Here is a 20,874-nt window from a genome sequence, read left to right on the forward strand (position 1 = left end):
AATATTTTTGTATATTATGCAAGGAGGTAATAAATTTGTTGCGGAGTAAAGTAAAATGGATTATATTATTGATGTTTCTATTGCAAATAGTTTCAGGCTGTTCCTCTAAGCAGACTACTGATTCTACAAACATACCCCCAATAGCGGTGCCTACAAATTTAAAAGCAGAAATTTTAAGTGAAAAAAGAGTATTGCTAACATGGTAGGACAATTCCAATAACGAGGATGGATTTAAGGTTGAAAGAAAAGAAGAGGAAAAAGATTGGATACAAATTGCAGTTGTCGGATTCAATACAGTAAATTATATAGATTCTAACCTAACTCCCGGAAAAACTTATTCTTACAGAGTAAGAGCATATAATTCTTCTGTTAATAGTGATTATTCCAATGAAGTCAGTATAACAACTCCTTTAATTATAGCACCAGAGCTATCTTTATCTATTGACGAAAACAATCATGTTAAATTGTATTGGACAACGAAGTCAGAGGTAACGCAAGGTTATGTTATTGATAAAAAAGAAGAGAGTGGAGATTGGCAAGAGCTTTTAACCTTAGATGTATCTTCTAAGTCTTATACTGATCCAGATGTGATATCTGGAAAAGTTTATTGGTATAGAATAAAGGCCTTTAGTTCTAACATTGAGAGTGATTATTCTGAGGCTTACGTATATGTTCCCTTAATAAATCCAAGTAATTCTCCTGACTTTTCTCTTTTAGGTTTTGCCACTTTAAATTGCGGAACTACAGGTGGAGAAGGCGGAACAGTAGTTTATGTGAGTACGGGTGTTGAGTTGCAAAATGAGATAAATAAAGGCGGTCCAAGGATAATTTATGTAAATGGGACTATCACACCTCAAAATAACAATAATAAGTATGTTATTATGCCCCTTATAACAGTATCAGTTTTCCCAAAGTTTACTTTTTATTTTTATTTGCAAAAAGTATGAAAAGAGGAGGAAGGCAACAGGTTTTATAGAAGAGATGAGAGAGTATATAGTAAAGAAGATTAAGGGAAGTGAAGTAGAAAAGTTTAAAATTCAGGTATTAAGCATCTCTTTACATTCCCTGAGAAATTCTGCTCTTTCTTCAGGCTTCATTCCATAATTATAATGCCATCTTGGAGCTTCCCAGCTATTATATCTTACTCCTTCATTATAAATATAAAAATTCTGAGGAATATTTACTCCATATGGACAGGGCACACAATACATACATTGAGTGCAATCTATAGCCTTTATTCCTAAATATATATCCCTTACTCTTTCGATAAGTTGGAGCTCTTCAGGAGTTAAAATCCCTACTTCTGCTTTGTCAGCAATTTCAATATTCTCCTTAACCTGCTCTAAGGTGCTCATTCCTGAAAGGAGCATAGTTACTTCTGGATGATTCCAAACCCAAAGTAGTGCCCATTCCACAGGAGATCTTTTAATTTTAAAATTCTCCATAAGTTCTCTTGCTTTTTCAGGTGGATTTACTAATCTTCCTCCCCTTAATGGCTCCATAATAATTACCGCAAGGCCTTTACTTCCTGCATACTTTAAGCCTTCTCTTCCCGCTTGATAATTTATATCCATATAGTTATATTGTATCTGACAAAATGTCCAATCATAGGCATCTACAATCTTTTTAAAGGTATCTAAATCATCATGAAAAGAAAATCCTAAATATCTAATCTTTCCCTCTTTTATTTTTTTCTCTGCCCAATCTAAGACTCCTAAATTATATACATTTTGCCATGTTCCCTTAGAGAGAGAATGAAGAAGATAAAAATCTATATGATCTGTATCTAACTTCTTCAATTGTTCATTAAGTAACTTATCAAAATCTTCTTTTGTATGGACTAACCATACAGGAAGTTTTGTGGAAAGATAAGTTTTTTCTCTATATCCTCCTTTTAATGCTTTTTCAACTAAAATCTCACTTTGTCCTCCATGATAACCATACGCGGTATCTACATAATTTACTCCATGATCAATAGCGTATCTAATCATTTCTATTGCTTTTGGCTCATCAATTTTTTATTCATCATTCCCAATAATTGGAAGTCTCATAGCTCCAAATCCTAAAACAGATACATATTGGTAGAGACAAGTGAATTAGGATTAAACTTTATTCTTATGTTTGGAGAAAATTTTCAAAACAATATTGACTTTTGGAGAAAATTTTTATAGAATTGGGTAGAAAGATTAAAAAATAGAACTTAAAGGGGGGGGTCCTAAAAAATGAAAAAAGAAATTATTTTGATTCTTCACATCGTATCTCTTTTTATACTACTACCAATAATAAGCGGCTGTATTGGAAAACCACAAAATCCACCCCCAGGAACTCCTAATTATTCAACCATAATCGAAGCTGAACAAAATTGGTGTCATAGATCCAAAAAGTGAAAGAGCAATTTATTTATATCAAAAAAAAATTTAACGAGTTTTTCCTTGGATGGCCATCTTTGGAAAAGCCAGATTTATTCCTTTGGGCATTCTTAGCCTATGTTGCTGCACTAATGGGAGATAAATCAAGAGTTAATACTTTTTTAAATACTGTAAATTCTCAATATATCACTGTAGGACATCCTTGGCCATGGTATGTAGCAGAAGCTGGCTGGACCAATACGTGCTGCAAAATACACAAGGGAGATAACTTGAAATGAGGGAATCAAATAAGAATTTCGTTAGAAAAGAAGATATAGTAGGAAAAATTAGGGAGCAAGGAATCAAAGAGGGAGATATAATGTTAGTACACAGTTCCTTAAGAAGTTTTGGTTATGTAGAAGGAGGAGCAGAAACAGTTATAGATGCTTTGCTTGAAAGCGTTGGAGAAGAGGGGACTGTAATAGTTCCTACAATTACAGCCAAAAGTACTGATTCTCCAGAGAACCCACCAATCTTCGACGTAAATAACACGCCTTGTTGGACAGGAATAATACCTGAAACTTTTAGAAAAAGAAAAGAGGCTAAGAGATCTCTTCACCCAACCCATTCTGCAGCAGCAATAGGGGGGTTGAGGGATTTAATCATAGAGGGGCACGAATTTTCTGAAAGTCCATGTGATAAGAATAGTCCATATTATAAAAACGCTGAAAGAAACGGATACATTATGTTGATAGGTGTAGATCAAAATAGTAATACATCTATTCATTCATGTGAGGAAATTGTCGGAGTTCCTTATCACTTACAGGAAGAATTTACTCAGGTTTATATAACTGGATATGATGGAGAGAAGATATTGGTTAGAAATAGACTTCATAACTGGAATAAACCCCCAACTGATTTTAACAAAATTGAATCATTGCTTTTGGAAAAAAGTATAATGAAAATCTTTCATATAGGAAATTCTACCATAAGATTGATAAAGGCTTCCCAGATGTTTGATATGTTAATAGACATTCTTACAAAAAATCCACTGTTCTTGTTGAAGAATCCTAAAGAATATAACCACTTTAAAAGGAGGTGATGAATTTACAAATATTCAAAAATTTTAAAAAATTTAGAACCAAAATCTCAGAAAGGGAGGGTAAAGAATGAGAAGGTTAGTAGAAAAAATTTTAGGTTTAATTTTTGTGTTATCACTTGTTTTCTTGATGTCTATAAGTTATGGAAAGGAAACAGTGAAAATTACAATTTGGCACTACCTAAACGATAGGGATAAACTTTTAAAAACATTAGCAGCCCAATATACTATTAAGACAGGAGTAAGAGTAGAATTCCAATTATACAGTGGAGATCAGATGGGAGCAAAAATTAGAGCAGCAGCTCAAGCGAGAACACTACCTGATGCGTGGACAGGGGTAGGATTAAAAGGTGACTTATCAAGATTAGCTCAAGCAGGAAATATTCTAAATTTAACACCCTATATTAAAGATTGGGTTTCAAGATTTCCTGAAAACATAGTAGCACAAGTAACTTTTACAAAAGATGATGGATACAATGTGGAACCAGGAACATATGGAATACCTTTGGACGTAAACAACATGCAATTCTTATACAACAAAGACCTATTCAAGAAGGCAGGGCTCGATCCTAACAAACCACCAAAAACATGGAAAGAATTCATAGAATATGGAAAGAAATTAAAGGAAGCTGGAATACTCCCCTTCGCTACAGGTTTTGGGACTTGGGCAGGCTTAACCATGATACAACCTTATGAATTTGCATACTTAGGAGAAGAGAAACTAAATGCTGCAAGGTTAGGGAAGATAACCTTCAAAGAAGCAGGATATGAGAGAGTACTCAATCTATTAGTTGAAATGAGAGATGCAGGTATGTTTGCTCCTGGAACTGCAACTATGGATCTACCAACCGCTGAACAAATGTTTGCAAACGGGCAGGTTGCAATGATTTTTGATGGTTCTTGGGCTATTGGAGTATTCAAAATGATGAATCCCAATTTCAAGAACTACTTTGTATTCTTCCCACCTAAAGATGAAAGAGCTCCTTATCAAGCATTAATACCAGGAGGAATTGGAGCTTATTTTGTAGTTAACAAAGATTCTAAGTATATAAAAGAAACCATAGAATTCTTGAAATGGCTAACCGACGTACCTCAACAAGCTAAATACGCTAAAGAAAGCTTTAACCTACCTGCGAACAAGAATACCATTGACCCAAGAACTTTAGGTCCACAGATAGCTGAGTTTGTTAAGGGAATGGACAAGGTATACTCCTACTTAGCTCCATTCAAGAATCCACGTACAGAAGAGATTCTTGCAAAGGGTATGCAGTTAATAATCTTAGGACAGAAGACCTGTGCAGAAGTAGTAAAGGAAATGGATGAGACCAATAAGTAAAAAAAGGGGGGGGGATAAAATTCCCCCCCTTAATTTTAGAAGTATAAGGGGGGATTTTATGAGAAAAATTGGAGATCAGATAGGAAGCTTTCTATTCGTTCTGCCGGCATTAGCCTTCTTTGTAACCTTTAGTATTTATCCATTGTTTAAAACTTTTCAGTTAAGTTTCTTCCAATGGGACGGCATGACCAAAAATATGACTTTCGTGGGATTTCAAAATTATATAAATGCCTTTAGGGATTTTATATGGTTAAAATCTCTCAAAAATGGAGTCTATCTTGCTATACTAGCATTAATAATTATGAATTCCATAGCTTTTATTTTGGCTGTTCTTGTAAACTTAAGAATAAGAGGTTCTAAATTTTATAGAGTGGTTTTTTATATTCCTCCAATTCTTTCAGGGATAGTAGTAGGTTTTATTTGGAAATGGATTTATGATCCTAATTATGGAATATTGAATGGAATTTTAGATATTCTTCATCTATCCCAATTTAAAAGAGCTTGGCTAAGTGATATCCATACAGCTTTAATTTCCGTTTCTATTGCTTCTATGTGGCAAGGAGTTGGAGGATCTTTTATTCTCTTTTTGGCTGGTTTACAGGGTATTCCAGAAGAACTTTATGAAGCTTCAATAGTTGATGGGGCATCTTTTTGGCAACAGTTCTTTTATATTACTATTCCCTTAATGTCCAGAACCCTTATGATAGTCTCAATTCTTACTATACTTGGAGCTATGCAACTTCTAACTATTGTCATTCCTCTAACCAATGGTGGCCCTGGATTTGAAACAGAAGTTCCAGCTCTTAGAATTTATAAAGAAGCTTTTTCGAATTATAGGTTTGGCTATGCTACTGCCCTCTCAGTCCTTCTAGGAATTATGCTATTTATCATATCAATAATTCAGATAAAGCTCAGAAGGACAGATTAAATAAGCGGAGGTTATTAACAATGAAAGTGAAGTTGAATAGAATATTTATACATTTATTTCTAATATCCTATGCCATAACCTGTTTGTTTCCCTTGGTATGGATGATTTCTACTTCCTTAAAAACTACTTCAGAGGTATATTTAAATAGAAATCTTATTCCCAAAAGTCTTAATTTTGAAAATTATATAAAAGCTTGGACAGAGGGTAATTTTTCAATTTATTTTACCAATAGTATTATCTATACCATATCTATCGTGGTAGGTATTGTGATAGTTTCTACCCTTGCAGCCTATGCTTTTGCAAAACTTAATTTCCCTTTTAAAAATATAATATATTATGCTTTTTTGATGATGATGTTAATACCAATACCTGGAGCTTTTGTTCCTCTATATGTTCTACTAGTTAAATTGGGGATTCAAAACACAAGAATTGGATATATTTTGCCCATGATAAATTCTGGTCTATCGGTAAGTATATTTATATTAAAAGAATTTTTTGAGCAAATTCCTAAGGAATTAGAGGAATCAGCTGTGATTGATGGATGTAATAAATTTCAATTGTATTACAAAATAATGTTTCCTCTTGCGCTACCTGCTATCTCTACAATTGTAATTTTTAATGCTTTATCTGCATGGAACGAATATATCTTGGCAGCTGTCAACTTTACAGATCCTAATAAAATGCCGGTACAACAAGGATTATTTATCTTCCAAGGACAATATTTCACAAGATATGAATTATTAATGGCTGCAACTACTATTATAACTTTACCCATAATTATTCTATATCTTTCCATGCAAAGATATATTGTAAAGAGTATATCTGGTGCTGTAAAAGGATAAAAAGGGGAGGTACACATAATGATAGACCTCACAATAATACCGGGTTTTAGATGTTCCAATTATTTAAAGCCAGAAGTAAGAATATACTCTTCTGAGAAGCTTCAACTTTCCATCGAAGCATTCAAAAAGAAAGAAAAATTTTTAGATCTAAACTATGAAGTTGGGGAAGGTCTTAATAAAATCTTTTTAGATTTTGGCAATCATCACGGGAAAATCAACCTACAATTTAAGTTCTATAAGAATCAACACGAAATTGTCTTCTCAAAAGGTTACGAGTATGAAATAATAAATTCAGGTTGTAAATCTACTACCTTAATAGACGGCTGTTGGGTAAGTATATACCATTGGAGCGAGGATGAGGGTAGATGGTTTAATGAAGATCTAAAGAATCTGGAGGATGAAGACTGGAAACAAATTATTCAAGATATGAATGAGATAGGTATAAAGGGAGTAATTATTCAGAACGTATTTTACTGCAATGAATATGCAGGCCAACATGATATGACGATAGAAAATTATAAAGGACTTGCTTTCTATCCTTCTAAAATCTATCCCCAAAAATTTCCCATAAAGGCAAGGGACCCTATAGAAGCAATTCTTTCCAAAGCAGATGAGTTAAACATGAATGTATTCTTGGGTGTAGGGCTTTTTGCTTGGTTTGATTTTTCCTATGAATCTTTGAAATGGCACAAAAATATCACTAAGGAGCTATGGGAGATGTATGGACACCATCCTTCTCTCTATGGATGGTATATATCGGAAGAAATGTTTGGATCTCTATATTATGAATATCCTCATCTTCCCCCAGAATCATATAAAGATATTGTAAAATTTTTTGAAGAATATAAGGATTTTGTTAAAGATCTAACCCCTACAAAACCTGTTGCCCTTGCCCCTAACAACATAAGATTTCATGAGTTTCTTAAAGAATGGGAAGAGATCCTTAAAAATGTGGACATAGTAATTCCCTTTGGCTTTGCCCGAGACTCTGAAAACCTAAATATAGATAAGATTACTGAAGTATGTCAAAAAACGGAAACTCACTTTTGGGTTGACATGGAGATGTTTGCCTGGCCTATAGATAATGGCTTAGTTCCCAAAACTCCAGAAGATTTAATAAAAGAAATTAGAATGTACGATGATGTTGAACAGATATATGGTTACCAATATATAGGTATTATGAACTCACCAAGCTTCAGATACCAACTTGGTGGAGAAAAGACAAGAATTCTTTATAATGAGTATCATAAATATTATTCCCATATTAAGTCAAAAAACTCTTTAGATTAGTTAGGAGATAAAGCTATGAAAAAGGAAGAACTTTTATTAAAACTTAAAAATGGTATTATAGTTTCTTGTCAAGCTCAGCCAGGGGATCCAACTTTTGGAAATGATTGTATTTTAGCTTTTGCTAAGGCAGCATTTATTGGAGGTGCCAGTGGGTTAAGGCTAAATGGCCCCGAAGATATAAAAAAGATTAAAAAAGAAGTTCCCCTTCCTATAATTGGAATCTATAAAGACAGAGATTTAGATTCTGAAGTATATATAACTCCTACTTCAAAACATTTTGAGGAAGTTTTAAAAGCAGGGGCAGATATAATTGCTGTAGATGCGACAAAGAGAAAACATATAGAGGCGGAAAATGGTGCGGAATATATAAAATTTTTGAGAAAAATTTTCCCTGAAGTTATAATTATGGCAGATATATCTGATTATGAGGAGGGAATTTTGGCCTGGAAGGCCTCTGCAGACTTGCTAAGCACCACTCTTTCAGGATATACTCCATACACAAAAGGAAAAAAACTTCCTGACTTTAAATTGGTAAAAGAATTAGCTAAAGTCGTGGATATACCAGTGATATTAGAAGGTGGAGTGTGGACTCCAGAAGATGTAAAATATGCTTTTCAGTGTGGAGCTTATGCTGTGGTCATTGGTACCGCTATTACTCGTCCCCATATTATTACAAAAAGGTTTGTAATGGCGACTAAAAACATTGAGGAGATATATAATGAAGAATGAGGTTTCAGCTCTAAATTTATTAAGGAGTATATATCCCTCTCTTTCTAAAAAAGAAAAAGAAGTAGCTAAATATATTATTGAGAACACATCAAAAGTAATTTATTTGTCTATAACGGAGTTATCAGATATTTGTAAAGCAGGAGATGCTACTATAATAAGGCTTGCTCAGAAATTGGGGTATCGTGGTTATCAGGAGTTAAAGCTTGCTTTAGCAAGGAGCTTAGTAAGCCCTGAAATAGAACTTTTAGAAGATGTAAAACCTGAAGATGATCTTATTACTATCATCCAAAAAATTAGGTCAAGGAATGTAAAAGCAATTAACGATACTACAGAGATAGTAGATTTAGAAAATTTATCTAAGGCTATAGATTTAATTGTTAATGCGAGAAAAGTAGAATTTTATGGAGTGGGAGCTTCAGGTATCACCGCTTTAGATGCAAAGTATAAATTCTTAAGAATCGGAATTTTATGTGATGCCTTTGTTGATCCACACCTTCAAGCTATGTCTGCAGCTTGTCTCACAGAGAAAGATGTAGCAGTGGGAATATCTCATTCAGGAGCCACCAAAGATACTGTTGATTCTTTAAGAGTAGCTAAAAATTCTGGAGCAAAAACCATATGTATAACCAATTTTTCTCGTTCTCCCATAACAGAAGTTGCAGATGTAGTCTTACTTACTTCTTCTCCTGAGGCTCCCTTAACCAGTGGAGCTATTAGGTCTAAAATAGCTCAACTTCATGTTTTGGATTTACTTTTTACAGGAGTAGCCATGAAGATTGCTAAAAAGGCGGGAGAATACACTGAGAAAACTGCAAAAGCAGTCCTCGAAAAGCTATATTGAAAAAGGAGAAAAAATATGTTCTTTTTAGGAGTTGACGGAGGACAGACAAAAACCCTATGTATTATAGGAGATGAAAAGGGAAATATCCTTGCTTTGGGAAGGGGAAGAGCACTAATTCACATCCTCTCCCCAGAGGGTCCTCAAATTGCAGAACAAGCCCTTAAAGAGGCAGTAGAATCTTCTTTTTCTAATCTTCATGGAAGTTTTGAAATTGAGGTAGCTTTTTTGGGGCTTACAGGAGTCCCATATTCAGATTCTGAAGAGGCAAGAGTTTTTGAGAAAATAGCCCAAAAAGTGATAAAGGCAAAAAAGATATTTATAGATAGTGATCCCGCTATTGCTTTAGCGGGAGCCTTTTCTGGGGGTCCAGGCATCATAGTTATTGGAGGAACAGGATCGGTATCTTTGGGATATGATGGAGAAAGATATGCAAGGTGTGGAGGCTTTGGATATCTTTTTGGAGACGAGGGGGGAGGGTTTCAGATAGCTCTTCAAGGGCTGAAAATTGCTCTTAAATTTGAGGATGGATGTCATCCATATACTGTTATAAGGGAGAAAATTTTAAAGGACTTTAATTTTTCCTCTATAGAAGAAATCGTAAGAAAATATTATGCAGGGAAAATAGAGAGATCAGAAATTGCTCTTATGACAAGAAGTATAAGAGAATCTGCGGAAGAAGGAGATGAGTATGCAAGGGAAATTCTTTTCAATGCAGGATTAGAGCTTTCAAGGCTTTGTGATTGTGTTTATAAAAAGCTAAATTTTAAAGATAAAGTTTTTGTTTCTGGTATGGGAGGAGTTTTTAACATTTCCTTTGTTAAAGAAAGTTTTATGAAAAATTTAGATCCCCAAAAGTATATTGTAAAAGAACCAGATTTTCCCAGTATAGTTGGAGCATTAATAAAAGCTTATCAAATGGCTGATATAGAAATAAATGAAGAGATAAAGAAAAATCTTAAAAAACTAAGTATTTAAAGAAAGGAGAAAGAAGTATAAAGGCTGTATATTTTGAAGAAAGTATACCAAGATATTTAATTAGTAAACTTTTTGGGAGAATAAGTCCTTCTTTTTATTATAATGTTTTTTCCTGTATAAGATATGGAGATATTTCTGAACCAAAACTCCCTAATGAGAATTGGGTGAAGATAAAAACCATAATGGGAGGAATATGTGGAAGTGATATAAACTTAATTCGTCTTCATGATAGTCCCTCTACTTCTCCTTTTGCCTCCTTTCCATTTGTTATAGGGCATGAAAACTTAGGAATCATCGTAGAAAAGGGAGAGAATGTAAAGGAATTTAATATAGGGGATAGAGTTATAGCAGATCCTGTCCTTTCTTGCTCTGCACGAGATATTAACCCCTTATGCGACAACTGTCAAAAGGGAAACTTTAGTCAATGTAGGAATTTTACAAAAGGAAGTATATCTCCAGGATTTATGATAGGCTCTTGTAAAGACACTGGTGGAAGTTGGGGAGAATATTATGTTGCCCACAAATCTCAACTCTTCAAAGTTCCTGAAAAGGTTAAAAATGAAAATGCAATCTTAGTGGATGCCTTTTGTTCTGCTCTTCATCCAGTAATTAGGAATTTTCCTAAGGATTCAGATAAAGTTTTAGTAGTAGGTGCGGGAAGTATTGGAATAAATGTAGTTTCCTCTTTAAGAGCCTTAGGAAGTAAGGCAAGAATTATAGTTTTAGCAAGGTATAAATATCAAGGAGAATTTGCAAAACATTATGGAGCTTCTGAAGTTATATATTCTAAAGGATTAAGTAAAAAGGAATTATATAAAAAAGTGGCAGATGAAGTAGGAGGAGAGATGCTTCAGCCCATTTTGGGGAAACCTATTTTAGTAGGAGGTGCAGATATTGTTTTTGAATGTGTAGGAACCGATGATAGTATAGATGATGCTTTAAGATTCACTAATATGGGTGGGAAATTAGTAATGGTGGGATTAGTTGGGGAAACCAAAAAAGTGGATTGGACCCCATTATGGTTTAAGGAATTAAAAGTATTTGGCACAAATTCCTCTGCAGAAGAGGAATTTAATGGGGAAAAGAAAAGGTGTTACCAGATTGCTTTGGAACTTATGGAAAAGGGATTAGATCTCTCTCCTCTTTTAACCCATACTTTTCCACTAAGGGATTACAAAAAAGCAATAGAAATGAATTTTAAGAGAAGTAAATATGGAATGGTAAAATCTGCTTTTAAATTTGAGGAACCTCAAATTTAAGTTTTAATTTTTCTTCTTCTATAAATTTTATAAAATAGTAGAAGGGATTATTCAGAATATTATCTTCATAAAAGCAATAAATATTTGTTCCATGATTGGGAACAGAAAAGATTGCTAATTTTTTCTTAAAATTCTTATACCTTTCTTTTATAGCGGTAAAAATTGCGTATCTACTCATAGCATGCATTAAATCCATACCGCATCCTACAGGAGGATAATTTTCTAAGTCTTGTGGAATTTCTATTATTTCTCGAGAATCATAATATTCTATTCCTCTATGAAGATGGATAATTCCAATTATAGGAGGAATTTTGGAAGAAAATTCCATTAAAGGAAAGGTAAATTCTTCTGCTTCTACTGAGGGTCCTTTCACTTCTATATTTTCTATAGGAAATACTTCTACTTTTCCGTCAGAAGTTGGAATTACAGGAACAAGATCTTTTGGCGATAAATTTGCCTTATCTACATTATATTTCCCAGAAGCGGTAACAACAAATAAATCCATCAAAGAGTCATATGCCATAAAGGCTCCTTCAGCTTGTCTTGAATATGAAAGAATTGCAGATATAAATCTTCCTAATCTTTCGTCTTTTACAAGACTTCCTATCTTTACAGGTGGAGAAAGGAGTTTTTTATCTCCCAAAAATCTTCCAAGACTAATTATGGAATTAACAACAGGAGAGTTTACCCATTTTTCATAGGAAATTATTTTATCTTCTTTCTTCTTATATCCTCCAACTTCTTTACAAGAGCCAAAGACTCTTAATCTTTTCCCCAGCTCATTAATATCTTTTATTAGAGGACATCCTCCTTCCATAGTTGATAAAATAAAACCTAAGGGTAGAATTTCCTCTTTCCTTAATTTATAAGGAACAATAATATTTTTAAAGGCACCTATTTTTGCCATGAGCATTCTAAATAAGGTTACTTTTCTGTGATAAGGCAAATTCAATATAAAATTATTTTCATCTCTAATAAAGATGACATTTATAAAATTAGGATGGAGGAAGGTAAGATTTTCAATAATTCTTTTGCAATGGATATTCCAAAAGGAGTAATTATTGCATGGAGGCATATTCATACTCCAACCCCTATGGCGAAAGAATTGGGACTTTGTGATAAGCAACTGGTTAAAGTAAAATTGGGAACTGTAAGAGCATTGATTTTTGAGAATGTATTAATAAGAGTAAGAGATGACTTTAGTTGGGAGCTCCATATTGATACTGATGAAGCAAATGCAGCAATGGTTAAAACAGGAGATATTGCAGAGTTAATATTAGAGCCAACGAAGATCACTGCAAATATTTAATTTCTTTTAGGGGGGAGTAAAAGTCCCCCCCCTAAAATTTTTTAAATAATATCTAAATCTATTCTTCCCGCAGAGCCCCAAAATCTTGTTATTATATTTTCCAAGCCCTCAGGCTTTCTCTCAGAAAGCCATAATTTTTTATACATATTAGCAAGCTCTATAAAATCAGAAGTGTTTGCTTCTCCTTTTATCCTATTTATTCCCACCCTTAAAGTTTCTTTCATAAATTCCAAATCTTCAGGAAGATTAGTTTTAGAAACTTTTTCCCATATTTCTTCATATCTTCTTAAAAGACCATCTCTATCAGAAAGATTATCTAATATCTTAAGATAGTAATCTGTCCAATAATCTCCTACAGGTTTTCTTTCTGGAAGAATTCTCCCTATTACTTCTGTATAATATCTGAATATAAAATCTTTAAAAAGTACATGTTTTATTGTTTCTGAAAAAATTGTTTCTCCAAACTCTTTTCTTGCCAAAAGTATTTCTTTGTTTTCTCCTGATAAAGCCATCCATTTATCCTCCCAATTTCCTTCTCCTTCTGCGATTTCCATTCCTGCAAGAATAAGAGGATTCAAGAAGGAAAAAAGGCACTCCTCTCCATCATCTCCCCAGGCAGTGATTAAAAATCCAGGAAGTTTTTCTTCTTTTGCAGGTTTTAAAAAGTTTTTCAGATTTAAAAGAGCAATATCAAAATTAGGATAATATCTTGACCAATTAGAAAGACCAGGGCATGCTAATTCTTTTTCCTTTCTTTCCCCAAACATATTTATTTTATTCTTAAAATATTTCTGAGATTGCCCACTATAATCCCAATTGGCTATCATTACCTCATCCCAAATCTTACTTTTTAAAACTATTTTCCATCTCTCCCTTTCCTCTTCTCTAAGATACATTCCTGTAAGCATATCTCCCCAGACTATAGGTTCTTTTCCCTTTTCTTTAACCATTCTTATCATATTTTTGTGATGCATTTCAAAAAGTTGTGGTCCCTCAAAAACTCCAGTCTTATCTAAGCTTCTTCCTCTGCCAAGAGCCCAAGTTTCATCTCCTCCAATATGGATATATTTTGAAGGGAAAAATTCTAAAACTTCAGAAAGAAGTTCGTAGGCAAAATTTCTTCCCGATTCATTGGAGATATCTAAGCATCCTTCATTAGGTCTGTGCCACTCACTAAATCTTCTAAATTCAGGAAGAACTAATATATTTTCCATATGACCACAGAGTTCTAAGGATGGAAACACTTCTATCCCAAGATTTTTTCCATATTCTATTATCTCTTTAAGCTCTTCTTCCTCTAATCTTCCTCTCAGTTTTCCAATTTGAGGATATTTTCTCCAAGGAAATAGGTCTTCAAAATAAATAGCAAAGTGATTATATTTAAGAACAAAAAGCCATTTTAAAAGTTCTTTAAAGGTCTTTAAATTAGGAACACCACCCCTTGCTATATCCAAATGATAACCTCTAAAAGAAAAACTAAATTCTTCTTCAATAGTCACCTCAGGAAGAATATTTTTATTTTCCATAATAAGTTGAATAATAGTTGCATAACAGATATTTTCATTTCCCCAAATCTCAATTACTCCATCCTTAATTTGAATTCCTATCCCTTCTTTTTCTTTTTTATTTATTCTCCATTTCCCCTTTGGAATATTAAATTCCTTTGAAAGAAATTCTGAAAAGTTCTCAAATCCATCAAAAGGAAACCATTTGCCTGTGAATTCCAATTTTTTAGGTTCAGGGATAATAAAAATTTTCCCTTCCATAACTCTACCTCCTTATATAGATTTTTTTTGAGAAAAAGAATATATAATAAAGAAAGTATTATTGATTTCTGGAGGAAATTTATGAGTAGATTTTTAGTAGTATTTCTTATAGGAGTAATTATTGCCCTTATTTTTTCCATGCAGAATAACACATCTATAACCATATATTTTGGTCCCTGGCAATTCCAAGGATCTATTGCTCTTATTTTATTAATAGCTTTTTCCTTAGGATTTATTTTAAGTATAATTTCAGTCGCTCCTACATTAATAAAAAATAGATTTACCACCTCAAAGCAACAAAAAAGAATCCAAGAACTGGAAAAACAGATTTCAGAAGGAAAAGAAGAAATAAAATCTTAAACATCACTTTAGCTCCTTATATTTCTCAGTCTTGGATCAAGAAGGTCTCTCAAGCCATCCCCAAAAAGATTAAAACCTAAAACTAATAAAACTATAGCAAGTCCAGGGAATATGGCGGTCCAAGGAGCAATAATCATAAATCTTCTGGCACTACTTAACATATTTCCCCAAGAAGGATAAGGAGGTTGAACACCTAAGCCCAAAAAGCTTAGAGCAGATTCTAATAAAATCCCTAAGGATAGACATAGGGACATTTGGACAATTATAGGAATAAGAATGTTAGGGAAAATATGCTTAAATAAGATATGAAATTTCCCTCCTCCTATAGCAAAGGCAGATTGAATAAAGTCTAAATTTTTGATACTTAAAACTCCTGCTCGAACTAATCTTGCAAATTGTGGAGTATAAACTATTCCAATAGCAATTATTACATTATAGGTTTTCTCTCCTAATATTCCCATAATAAATATTGCAAGAAGTAGAGGAGGAAAGGAAAAAAGTACATCTACAACTCTCATTAAGAAATTATCCAATTTCCCACCCCAAAAACCTGAAATTACCCCTATGGACACTCCGAAAAGTGAAGCGATAAGAGTTGCAGTAAAACTTATTAGGATAGAGATTCTACTCCCCCACATAATTCTTGAAAGTATATCTCTTCCAAATTCATCAGTTCCTAAGAGATGTTTAAGAGAAGGGGGTTGTAAAACTTCTTCATAATTCATCTCGGTAGGATCATAGGGGGTCCAAAAAATTCCTATTATTGCCATAAGTAAATAAAAAATAATAATTGTTAAGCCTGCAAGAGCTATATGGTTTTTTCTAAGTCTTATAAAAAATTTCATTTTTCACCCTCATTCATATCTAATTCTTGGATCTATAAAAGCGTAGAGAATATCAGTTAATAAATTTATAAGAACAAAGAGAAAAGATATAATTAGAACTATTCCCTGAAGAAGAGGATAATCCCGTTGGAAAATTGCATATAAAGCTAATCTTCCCATACCTGGCAATGCAAATACTTCTTCTATAACGATTGCTCCTCCTAAAAGATAGCCTGCATTAAATCCTAAAATCGTAACTATTGGAAGTAATGCATTTCTTAAGGCATGTTTAAATAATACAGCTCTTTGAGAGAGACCTTTTGCCTTTGCTGTTTTAATATAATCCATCTGAAGAACTTCTAAAATACTATTTCGTGTAAATCGCATTACTACTGCTCCTAATCCAAGCCCTATAGCTAAGGATGGTAAGAATAGCATTTTTATATTAAGAAGTGGATTTTTAGAAAAAGGAATAAAATTCCCCATTGGGATTAAGCCTTCAAAAGAAGAAAATAATATAACAAAAAGAGTAGCAAGCCAAAATTGAGGTAAAGAAAGTCCTAAAAGTCCAATAATTCTAATTAAAATATCAATAACAGGACTCTGTTTTAAAGAAGACAGTATTCCTAAGGGAATTCCAATAATTATAGAAAGAAATAAAGAAAAAATTGTCAATTCTAAACTAAGAGGAAGTCTACTTAAAATATCAGGTAATACTGGTCTACTGGTTCTTAAAGAATAACCAAAATCTCCTCTAAGAATTCTTGATAACCACTCTAAGTAAAGAATAGGAATTGGTTTATCTTCTCCAAAAATTCTCTTAAGTTCTTCCATTTGTTGAGGAGTTGCTTCTACTTGTGTTCCTAAAAATAATTCTAAAGCACTTCCTGGAATTAATCTTACTAAGAAGAAAACTAAAATAGACACTTCAAATAAAACAGGGATAATTGATAGTAATCTTTTTAAAATATATTTTCCCATTTATTCTTCCTCCAGAAAGTGAAGGGGGATTTCAGTTGAAATCCCCCTTCACAAGTTTTATATTACTTCTCTATCCATGTTCTTGCAAGATAATATAAAGCTCCATTTCCTACCTGTTTAAACCCTTTTACATAAGGTTTCAATATTTGAGTTTCATAAGGGACATAAAGAAATATTACTGGTGTTTTTTCTGATATAAGAACTTGTAATTTATCATATATAGGTTTTCTTTCTTCATATTTTGTTAATTTTCTTCCTTCCTCTAATAATTTATCTACTTCCTCATCCTTAAACAAGAAATTATTAACTGCCCCTTTACTATGCAATATTCGATATAAAAATCTATCAGGATCTGGATCTCCACCTCTAAGCTCTACCATAGAATCAAAATCTCTTTTCTTCCATCTATCAATGTATATTCCCCATTCAAGAACTTCTAATTCTGGTTTAAGTCCTATTTTCTTTAATTGATTTTGTATAACTTGAGCTACCGCAATTCCTCCTTCGTAAGTTGGTGAGCAAACTATTTTAAAAGAGAAACCATCAGGATATCCTGCTTGAGTTAGTAATTCTTTTGCCTTTTTAAGATTTGGTCTTGAGAAAGGCAAAAGCTTAACATTTTTAGCCCATTTTTTAACAGGAGCAGGGATAGGACCTGATGGCATTGCCATGCCAAATTCAGCAGTAGCAACTATTTCATCTCTGTCTATAGCAAGAGCAATTGCTTGTCTTACTCTTATATCGTTAAATGGCTTCCTCATTGTATTAAATCCAAAAGTTCTTACATTTATTCCTGGTTTTTGCATTATTACAAGATTTGGATCCTTTTTAGCCTGCAAAATAACACTACCATCATTAATTGTAGCCATATCAAGAGCACCCGCTTTTAATCCTGCAAGAAGAGAAGTTTGTTCTGGGATGACTCTAAATATTATTTCATCAAGATACGGAAGTCCCTTTTCAAAATAATCAGGATTTCTTACCAATCTCATGTAATTATCTGGGACCCATTCTGCTAATTTGAATGGTCCAGTACCTACAACATTTCTTTGAAGATTTCCATATTTTTCAACCTCTTCCTTAGGGACAATAGCGCAATTGTTGGAGGCGAGTCCACTTAAGAGAGAAGCAAGAGGTGTAGATAATTTAATCTTAACAGTATATTTATCAACCACTTCAATACTGGATATAGGTTCAATATAGGAACGACCTGGGGATCCTGTTTTAGGATCAAGAATCCTTTCTAAGGTATATTTTACATCCTCTGCGGTAAGTTCCCTACCGTTATGGAATTTAACACCCTTCCTAAGATGAAAGATATACGTCAAATTATCAGGAATTTCACAAGATGCCGCAAGATCTGGCACAATATTTAACTTATCATCATATTTTACGAGTCTATTATAGAGCAGATCTATCCTTCTAAAAGAAGAAAAGGCTGTTACTATATTAGGGTCTAAACCAACTACTTCCTGATCCACACCAATAGTTAAAGTCCCACCTCTTTTTATTTGTCCAGAGGAAAAAGATAACACAGTAAATAGAATTATCAGAGAAATTACAAGGAACTTTCTCTTTTTGTTCACCTCCTTAGTTTTTTTTCATTTTATAAGAGTCTTGAGATATGCCACTTTTTAAAAACTATAGCGTAATCTACCCCTATTTCCAAACCATGAACTCTTACCATAGATTTGTAAAACCCCTTATATGGGAAATAGGAAAGATTTCCTTTAAAATCTAAGCTTCTTTCCTCTCTAAATATTCTAAATTCCTCTAATGCAGACCACCATTTATTGACCTCTTCTTCCTCTAAAGGAATATATAAATCTGGAGAGAAGTCCTTTAAGTCCTCAAAATTTTCTCCAAAGAGAACGTTCTCAAGGGATAAAGAAAAAGTTGAGATTTTTAATATTCTTTGAATAGATTCTAAAATCAGAAAATGGGTTTTTCTATGAGTAGGATGCCAACTCCCACTCCAATGGGTAATTAAAAAATCTGGTTTCTCTTTAAGAAGAACAGTAATATTATTTATAACAGAGTCCTTTAAAAGATCTTCTTTCTTAATCTGTAGACATTCTGAAGATACTCCTAAAATTTTTTCTGCTTTTTTCATATCCTCATATAAAGGATCCTCTTTATTCCCTGTAAGAGAAATAAATTTTATTTCATGTCCAAAAGGAGAGTATTTAGCAGCAAGTCCTCCTGCCATAAGTTCAGCATCCATAATATGAGCACCAATAGCTAATACTTTCATCTCTTCTTAGGTGGTAGAGATATCTTCCCTCCTAAAACAGGGTATTTTGCTCCTGATGCAGAAGGGACATTATTGGGAACTCCAAATAACATTTCATCTGCTAAAATTGCCCAAGTTACTGCTTCTCTTGCATCATTAGGAATTCCAAAATCTTCATGGGTTTTAACACTAATAGGATAAAGCCTTTTTCTAAGCCATTCTACCATAGTTTTGTTATGAGTTCCTCCACCGCCAAGTATTACTTCTTGAAGTTCATAACCCTTTGGATAGAATTTTTCATAATTATATGCAATAGCAGACACAGTAAAAGCTGTTAGAGTAGCAATGATATCTTCCATGGAAAGCTTCTTTTTTTCTGCCATCTTTAATACTTCTTTGAAAAATTCTTCTCCAAAAAGCTCTCTTCCTGTAGTCTTAGGAGGCTCCTTTTTAATATACGGATGATCCATAAGAATAGAGAGAATTTCCTCATCAACTTTTCCTTTTTTAGCTATACTTCCATCTGGATCATATTCTAATTCTCCATTAGTAAAATATCTTACTGCATAATCAATTAATATATTTCCAGGACCACAATCAAAAGATTTTAGCAAATCCCAAGAAATATCTTTTGGTAAAAAGGTTACATTGGCAATTCCACCAATATTTTGGACCGCCCTATTTATGTTTTCATCCTTAAAAAGAAGATAATCTACATATACACTTAAAGGAGCCCCATGTCCTCCTGCGGAAATATCTGCTGCCCTCAAGTCCATAACGGTAATAGTTTCCAGTCTATCTGCAATAACCGCAGACTCTCCTATTTCCATATGAGCTCCCTGATAATTATTTTCCTCTGATGGAGGATCGTAGTATAAAATAGGTCCTTGAGCAGAGATAGCAAAAAGATCTTCTTTTTTAATATTTAGTTTATTTAATAGCTCTAAAGCAGCTTCAGAAAAAACTTCTCCAATAGCATGATGAAGTCTAACTAAATCCTTCGCTTTAAAAGAATTGGGAGGGTAAACCTGAAAAATTTTCTCTTTAATCTCCTTTGGGTAAGGATATTGATGATAACCTATAAATTTAATTTTTTTCTCTTCTCTTAACCCCTGAACCTCTATTAATGCACAGGAAACTCCATCGCAAGATGTTCCAGACATCATCCCTAAAACTAATCTCTTTTCATCGGGAGAAATATCTTTTATAAACTTCATTCTTCTCTCTCCTTAAGTAGTTAGTTCTACATATAATTGATATCTATCTCCTCTTAAAACAGATTCTACAAATTCTCCAGGTCTTTCATCAGCTAAAAAGGTTAATCTTTGAACATAAAAAACAGGAACATTTTTCCCTATTTTTAATTTTTCCATTTCATAGTTATTAGGCATTCTTCTACCCATTCCAAAAGCTTTTGTAGTTATTTTTAGAGCTGGTGGAGCTTGTCTTCTCTTATATTCTGCATTATTTATTTTCCTTATAACCTCCTCCACCAAACTTCTTTCAAGGCCTTTTTCTACAATCTCTTCAATAGATAAATTATCTTCTATATATGCCTTAAGAATTTGATCTAAGATAGGATAAGGAGGCAGTGAATCTTCATCTTTTTGATTTGGTCTTAATTCTGCAGAAGGAACCTTTGTTAACACTGATTGAGGTATTATTTCTCTTTTTCTATTTATATACCTTGCCAATTCATAAACCATCATTTTGGGAACATCTGCAATAACCGCAAGTCCCCCTACCATATCACC

General features: G+C 33.3%; 23 protein-coding genes and 1 pseudogene. 15 read left to right on the top strand and 9 right to left on the bottom strand.

What is annotated here, in order from left to right:
* The first annotated feature begins 35 nt into the window (after positions 1–35).
* Complete coding sequence (locus ACP5QL_RS05480; protein WP_428125930.1) at positions 36–206, top strand: hypothetical protein; 171 nt, start codon at positions 36–38, stop codon at positions 204–206.
* Between the two features lie 258 nt (positions 207–464).
* Positions 465–947 carry a hypothetical protein gene (locus ACP5QL_RS05485; RefSeq protein ID WP_428125933.1) on the top strand — a complete coding sequence of 161 codons (483 nt, stop codon included), beginning with the start codon at positions 465–467 and terminating at the stop codon, positions 945–947.
* A 159-nt stretch (positions 948–1,106) separates the two neighbouring features.
* On the opposite strand, the pseudogene ACP5QL_RS05490 reads toward ACP5QL_RS05485, so the two are convergent.
* Positions 1,107–2,051, bottom strand: a pseudogene (locus ACP5QL_RS05490) (aldo/keto reductase); the annotation flags it as partial.
* Between the two features lie 171 nt (positions 2,052–2,222).
* Here ACP5QL_RS05490 and ACP5QL_RS05495 point away from each other — a divergent pair.
* The 11 genes from ACP5QL_RS05495 to ACP5QL_RS05545 all read left to right on the top strand — a co-directional run bounded on the left by ACP5QL_RS05495 (position 2,223) and on the right by ACP5QL_RS05545 (position 11,647).
* On the top strand, positions 2,223–2,387 hold the full coding sequence (locus ACP5QL_RS05495; RefSeq protein ID WP_428125936.1) for a hypothetical protein: 165 nt from the start codon (positions 2,223–2,225) through the stop codon (positions 2,385–2,387).
* Positions 2,388–2,446: 59 nt separating this feature from the next.
* Complete coding sequence (locus ACP5QL_RS05500; protein ID WP_428125938.1) at positions 2,447–2,647, top strand: hypothetical protein; 201 nt, start codon at positions 2,447–2,449, stop codon at positions 2,645–2,647.
* Complete coding sequence (locus tag ACP5QL_RS05505; protein WP_428125941.1) at positions 2,644–3,450, top strand: AAC(3) family N-acetyltransferase; 807 nt, start codon at positions 2,644–2,646, stop codon at positions 3,448–3,450. The genes ACP5QL_RS05500 and ACP5QL_RS05505 overlap by 4 nt, the downstream gene beginning before the upstream one ends.
* A gap of 67 nt (positions 3,451–3,517) precedes the next feature.
* Complete coding sequence (locus ACP5QL_RS05510) at positions 3,518–4,783, top strand: ABC transporter substrate-binding protein (protein ID WP_273333316.1); 1,266 nt, start codon at positions 3,518–3,520, stop codon at positions 4,781–4,783.
* Between the two features lie 58 nt (positions 4,784–4,841).
* Positions 4,842–5,711: a carbohydrate ABC transporter permease gene (locus ACP5QL_RS05515; protein ID WP_428125945.1), complete on the top strand. Its 870-nt coding sequence runs from the start codon at positions 4,842–4,844 to the stop codon at positions 5,709–5,711.
* 20 nt (positions 5,712–5,731) lie between these two features.
* Positions 5,732–6,553: a carbohydrate ABC transporter permease gene (locus tag ACP5QL_RS05520; protein ID WP_273333318.1), complete on the top strand. Its 822-nt coding sequence runs from the start codon at positions 5,732–5,734 to the stop codon at positions 6,551–6,553.
* A gap of 18 nt (positions 6,554–6,571) precedes the next feature.
* Positions 6,572–7,843, top strand: coding sequence for a DUF4434 domain-containing protein (locus tag ACP5QL_RS05525; RefSeq protein WP_273333320.1), 1,272 nt, complete (start codon positions 6,572–6,574; stop codon positions 7,841–7,843).
* Positions 7,844–7,858: 15 nt separating this feature from the next.
* Positions 7,859–8,572, top strand: a complete 714-nt coding sequence (locus ACP5QL_RS05530; RefSeq protein ID WP_428125949.1) for an N-acetylmannosamine-6-phosphate 2-epimerase — start codon at positions 7,859–7,861, stop codon at positions 8,570–8,572.
* Entirely contained in the window at positions 8,562–9,413 is an 852-nt protein-coding gene (locus tag ACP5QL_RS05535) for a MurR/RpiR family transcriptional regulator (RefSeq protein ID WP_272996033.1), read from the top strand. Before ACP5QL_RS05530 ends, ACP5QL_RS05535 begins: the two co-directional genes overlap by 11 nt.
* Before the next feature lie 15 nt (positions 9,414–9,428).
* On the top strand, positions 9,429–10,388 hold the full coding sequence (locus tag ACP5QL_RS05540) for a BadF/BadG/BcrA/BcrD ATPase family protein (protein WP_428125952.1): 960 nt from the start codon (positions 9,429–9,431) through the stop codon (positions 10,386–10,388).
* 164 nt (positions 10,389–10,552) lie between these two features.
* Positions 10,553–11,647, top strand: coding sequence for a zinc-dependent alcohol dehydrogenase (locus ACP5QL_RS05545; protein WP_428125954.1), 1,095 nt, complete (start codon positions 10,553–10,555; stop codon positions 11,645–11,647).
* Here ACP5QL_RS05545 and ACP5QL_RS05550 read toward each other — a convergent pair.
* The gene (locus ACP5QL_RS05550) at positions 11,622–12,554 is read right to left on the bottom strand and encodes a hypothetical protein (RefSeq protein WP_428125956.1); all 933 of its coding nucleotides are present in this window, start codon (positions 12,552–12,554) and stop codon (positions 11,622–11,624) included. The genes ACP5QL_RS05545 and ACP5QL_RS05550 overlap by 26 nt on opposite strands.
* Before the next feature lie 27 nt (positions 12,555–12,581).
* Between ACP5QL_RS05550 and ACP5QL_RS05555 the strand changes: the two genes are divergently transcribed.
* Positions 12,582–12,956, top strand: a complete 375-nt coding sequence (locus ACP5QL_RS05555; RefSeq protein ID WP_272996025.1) for a PduL/EutD family phosphate acyltransferase — start codon at positions 12,582–12,584, stop codon at positions 12,954–12,956.
* 41 nt (positions 12,957–12,997) lie between these two features.
* Here the strand turns inward: ACP5QL_RS05555 and ACP5QL_RS05560 are convergent, their stop codons facing one another.
* Positions 12,998–14,722, bottom strand: coding sequence for a beta-N-acetylhexosaminidase (locus ACP5QL_RS05560; RefSeq protein ID WP_428125959.1), 1,725 nt, complete (start codon positions 14,720–14,722; stop codon positions 12,998–13,000).
* An 81-nt stretch (positions 14,723–14,803) separates the two neighbouring features.
* Between ACP5QL_RS05560 and ACP5QL_RS05565 the strand changes: the two genes are divergently transcribed.
* Positions 14,804–15,082, top strand: coding sequence for a LapA family protein (locus ACP5QL_RS05565; RefSeq protein ID WP_272996021.1), 279 nt, complete (start codon positions 14,804–14,806; stop codon positions 15,080–15,082).
* An 8-nt stretch (positions 15,083–15,090) separates the two neighbouring features.
* On the opposite strand, the gene ACP5QL_RS05570 is transcribed toward ACP5QL_RS05565, so the two are convergent.
* From ACP5QL_RS05570 to nadE, 6 genes are all read right to left on the bottom strand, one after another.
* Complete coding sequence (locus ACP5QL_RS05570) at positions 15,091–15,927, bottom strand: ABC transporter permease (protein WP_272996019.1); 837 nt, start codon at positions 15,925–15,927, stop codon at positions 15,091–15,093.
* Positions 15,928–15,936: 9 nt separating this feature from the next.
* Positions 15,937–16,887: an ABC transporter permease gene (locus ACP5QL_RS05575; protein ID WP_428125964.1), complete on the bottom strand. Its 951-nt coding sequence runs from the start codon at positions 16,885–16,887 to the stop codon at positions 15,937–15,939.
* Positions 16,888–16,949: 62 nt separating this feature from the next.
* Positions 16,950–18,473 (bottom strand): ABC transporter substrate-binding protein, encoded by a 1,524-nt coding sequence (locus ACP5QL_RS05580; protein WP_428125967.1) that lies wholly within the window; start codon positions 18,471–18,473, stop codon positions 16,950–16,952.
* Between the two features lie 20 nt (positions 18,474–18,493).
* Positions 18,494–19,141 carry a PIG-L deacetylase family protein gene (locus ACP5QL_RS05585; protein WP_428125970.1) on the bottom strand — a complete coding sequence of 216 codons (648 nt, stop codon included), beginning with the start codon at positions 19,139–19,141 and terminating at the stop codon, positions 18,494–18,496.
* Complete coding sequence (locus ACP5QL_RS05590; RefSeq protein ID WP_428125973.1) at positions 19,138–20,337, bottom strand: anhydro-N-acetylmuramic acid kinase; 1,200 nt, start codon at positions 20,335–20,337, stop codon at positions 19,138–19,140. The genes ACP5QL_RS05585 and ACP5QL_RS05590 overlap by 4 nt, the downstream gene beginning before the upstream one ends.
* Before the next feature lie 12 nt (positions 20,338–20,349).
* Positions 20,350–20,874: NAD(+) synthase (nadE, locus tag ACP5QL_RS05595; RefSeq protein ID WP_428125975.1), on the bottom strand; the 525-nt coding region annotated here is incomplete at its 5' end.

Origin of the sequence: Dictyoglomus sp., from assembly GCF_049968615.1 — a bacterium.
GTDB lineage: Bacteria > Dictyoglomota > Dictyoglomia > Dictyoglomales > Dictyoglomaceae > Dictyoglomus > Dictyoglomus turgidum.

Bases quoted from the DNA above. Each gene is read 5' to 3' on its own strand.
- ACP5QL_RS05520 (WP_273333318.1), top strand. From the start codon at position 5,732: ATGAAAGTGAAGTTGAATAGAATATTTATACATTTATTTCTAATATCC.
- ACP5QL_RS05565 (WP_272996021.1), top strand. From the start codon at position 14,804: ATGAGTAGATTTTTAGTAGTATTTCTTATAGGAGTAATTATTGCCCTT.
- ACP5QL_RS05570 (WP_272996019.1), bottom strand. From the start codon at position 15,927: ATGAAATTTTTTATAAGACTTAGAAAAAACCATATAGCTCTTGCAGGC.
- ACP5QL_RS05575 (WP_428125964.1), bottom strand. From the start codon at position 16,887: ATGGGAAAATATATTTTAAAAAGATTACTATCAATTATCCCTGTTTTA.
- ACP5QL_RS05560 (WP_428125959.1), bottom strand. From the start codon at position 14,722: ATGGAAGGGAAAATTTTTATTATCCCTGAACCTAAAAAATTGGAATTC.
- ACP5QL_RS05540 (WP_428125952.1), top strand. From the start codon at position 9,429: ATGTTCTTTTTAGGAGTTGACGGAGGACAGACAAAAACCCTATGTATT.
- ACP5QL_RS05505 (WP_428125941.1), top strand. From the start codon at position 2,644: ATGAGGGAATCAAATAAGAATTTCGTTAGAAAAGAAGATATAGTAGGA.
- ACP5QL_RS05590 (WP_428125973.1), bottom strand. From the start codon at position 20,337: ATGAAGTTTATAAAAGATATTTCTCCCGATGAAAAGAGATTAGTTTTA.
- ACP5QL_RS05495 (WP_428125936.1), top strand. From the start codon at position 2,223: ATGAAAAAAGAAATTATTTTGATTCTTCACATCGTATCTCTTTTTATA.
- ACP5QL_RS05515 (WP_428125945.1), top strand. From the start codon at position 4,842: ATGAGAAAAATTGGAGATCAGATAGGAAGCTTTCTATTCGTTCTGCCG.
- ACP5QL_RS05585 (WP_428125970.1), bottom strand. From the start codon at position 19,141: ATGAAAGTATTAGCTATTGGTGCTCATATTATGGATGCTGAACTTATG.
- ACP5QL_RS05535 (WP_272996033.1), top strand. From the start codon at position 8,562: ATGAAGAATGAGGTTTCAGCTCTAAATTTATTAAGGAGTATATATCCC.
- ACP5QL_RS05525 (WP_273333320.1), top strand. From the start codon at position 6,572: ATGATAGACCTCACAATAATACCGGGTTTTAGATGTTCCAATTATTTA.
- ACP5QL_RS05510 (WP_273333316.1), top strand. From the start codon at position 3,518: ATGAGAAGGTTAGTAGAAAAAATTTTAGGTTTAATTTTTGTGTTATCA.
- ACP5QL_RS05550 (WP_428125956.1), bottom strand. From the start codon at position 12,554: ATGGCAAAAATAGGTGCCTTTAAAAATATTATTGTTCCTTATAAATTA.
- ACP5QL_RS05530 (WP_428125949.1), top strand. From the start codon at position 7,859: ATGAAAAAGGAAGAACTTTTATTAAAACTTAAAAATGGTATTATAGTT.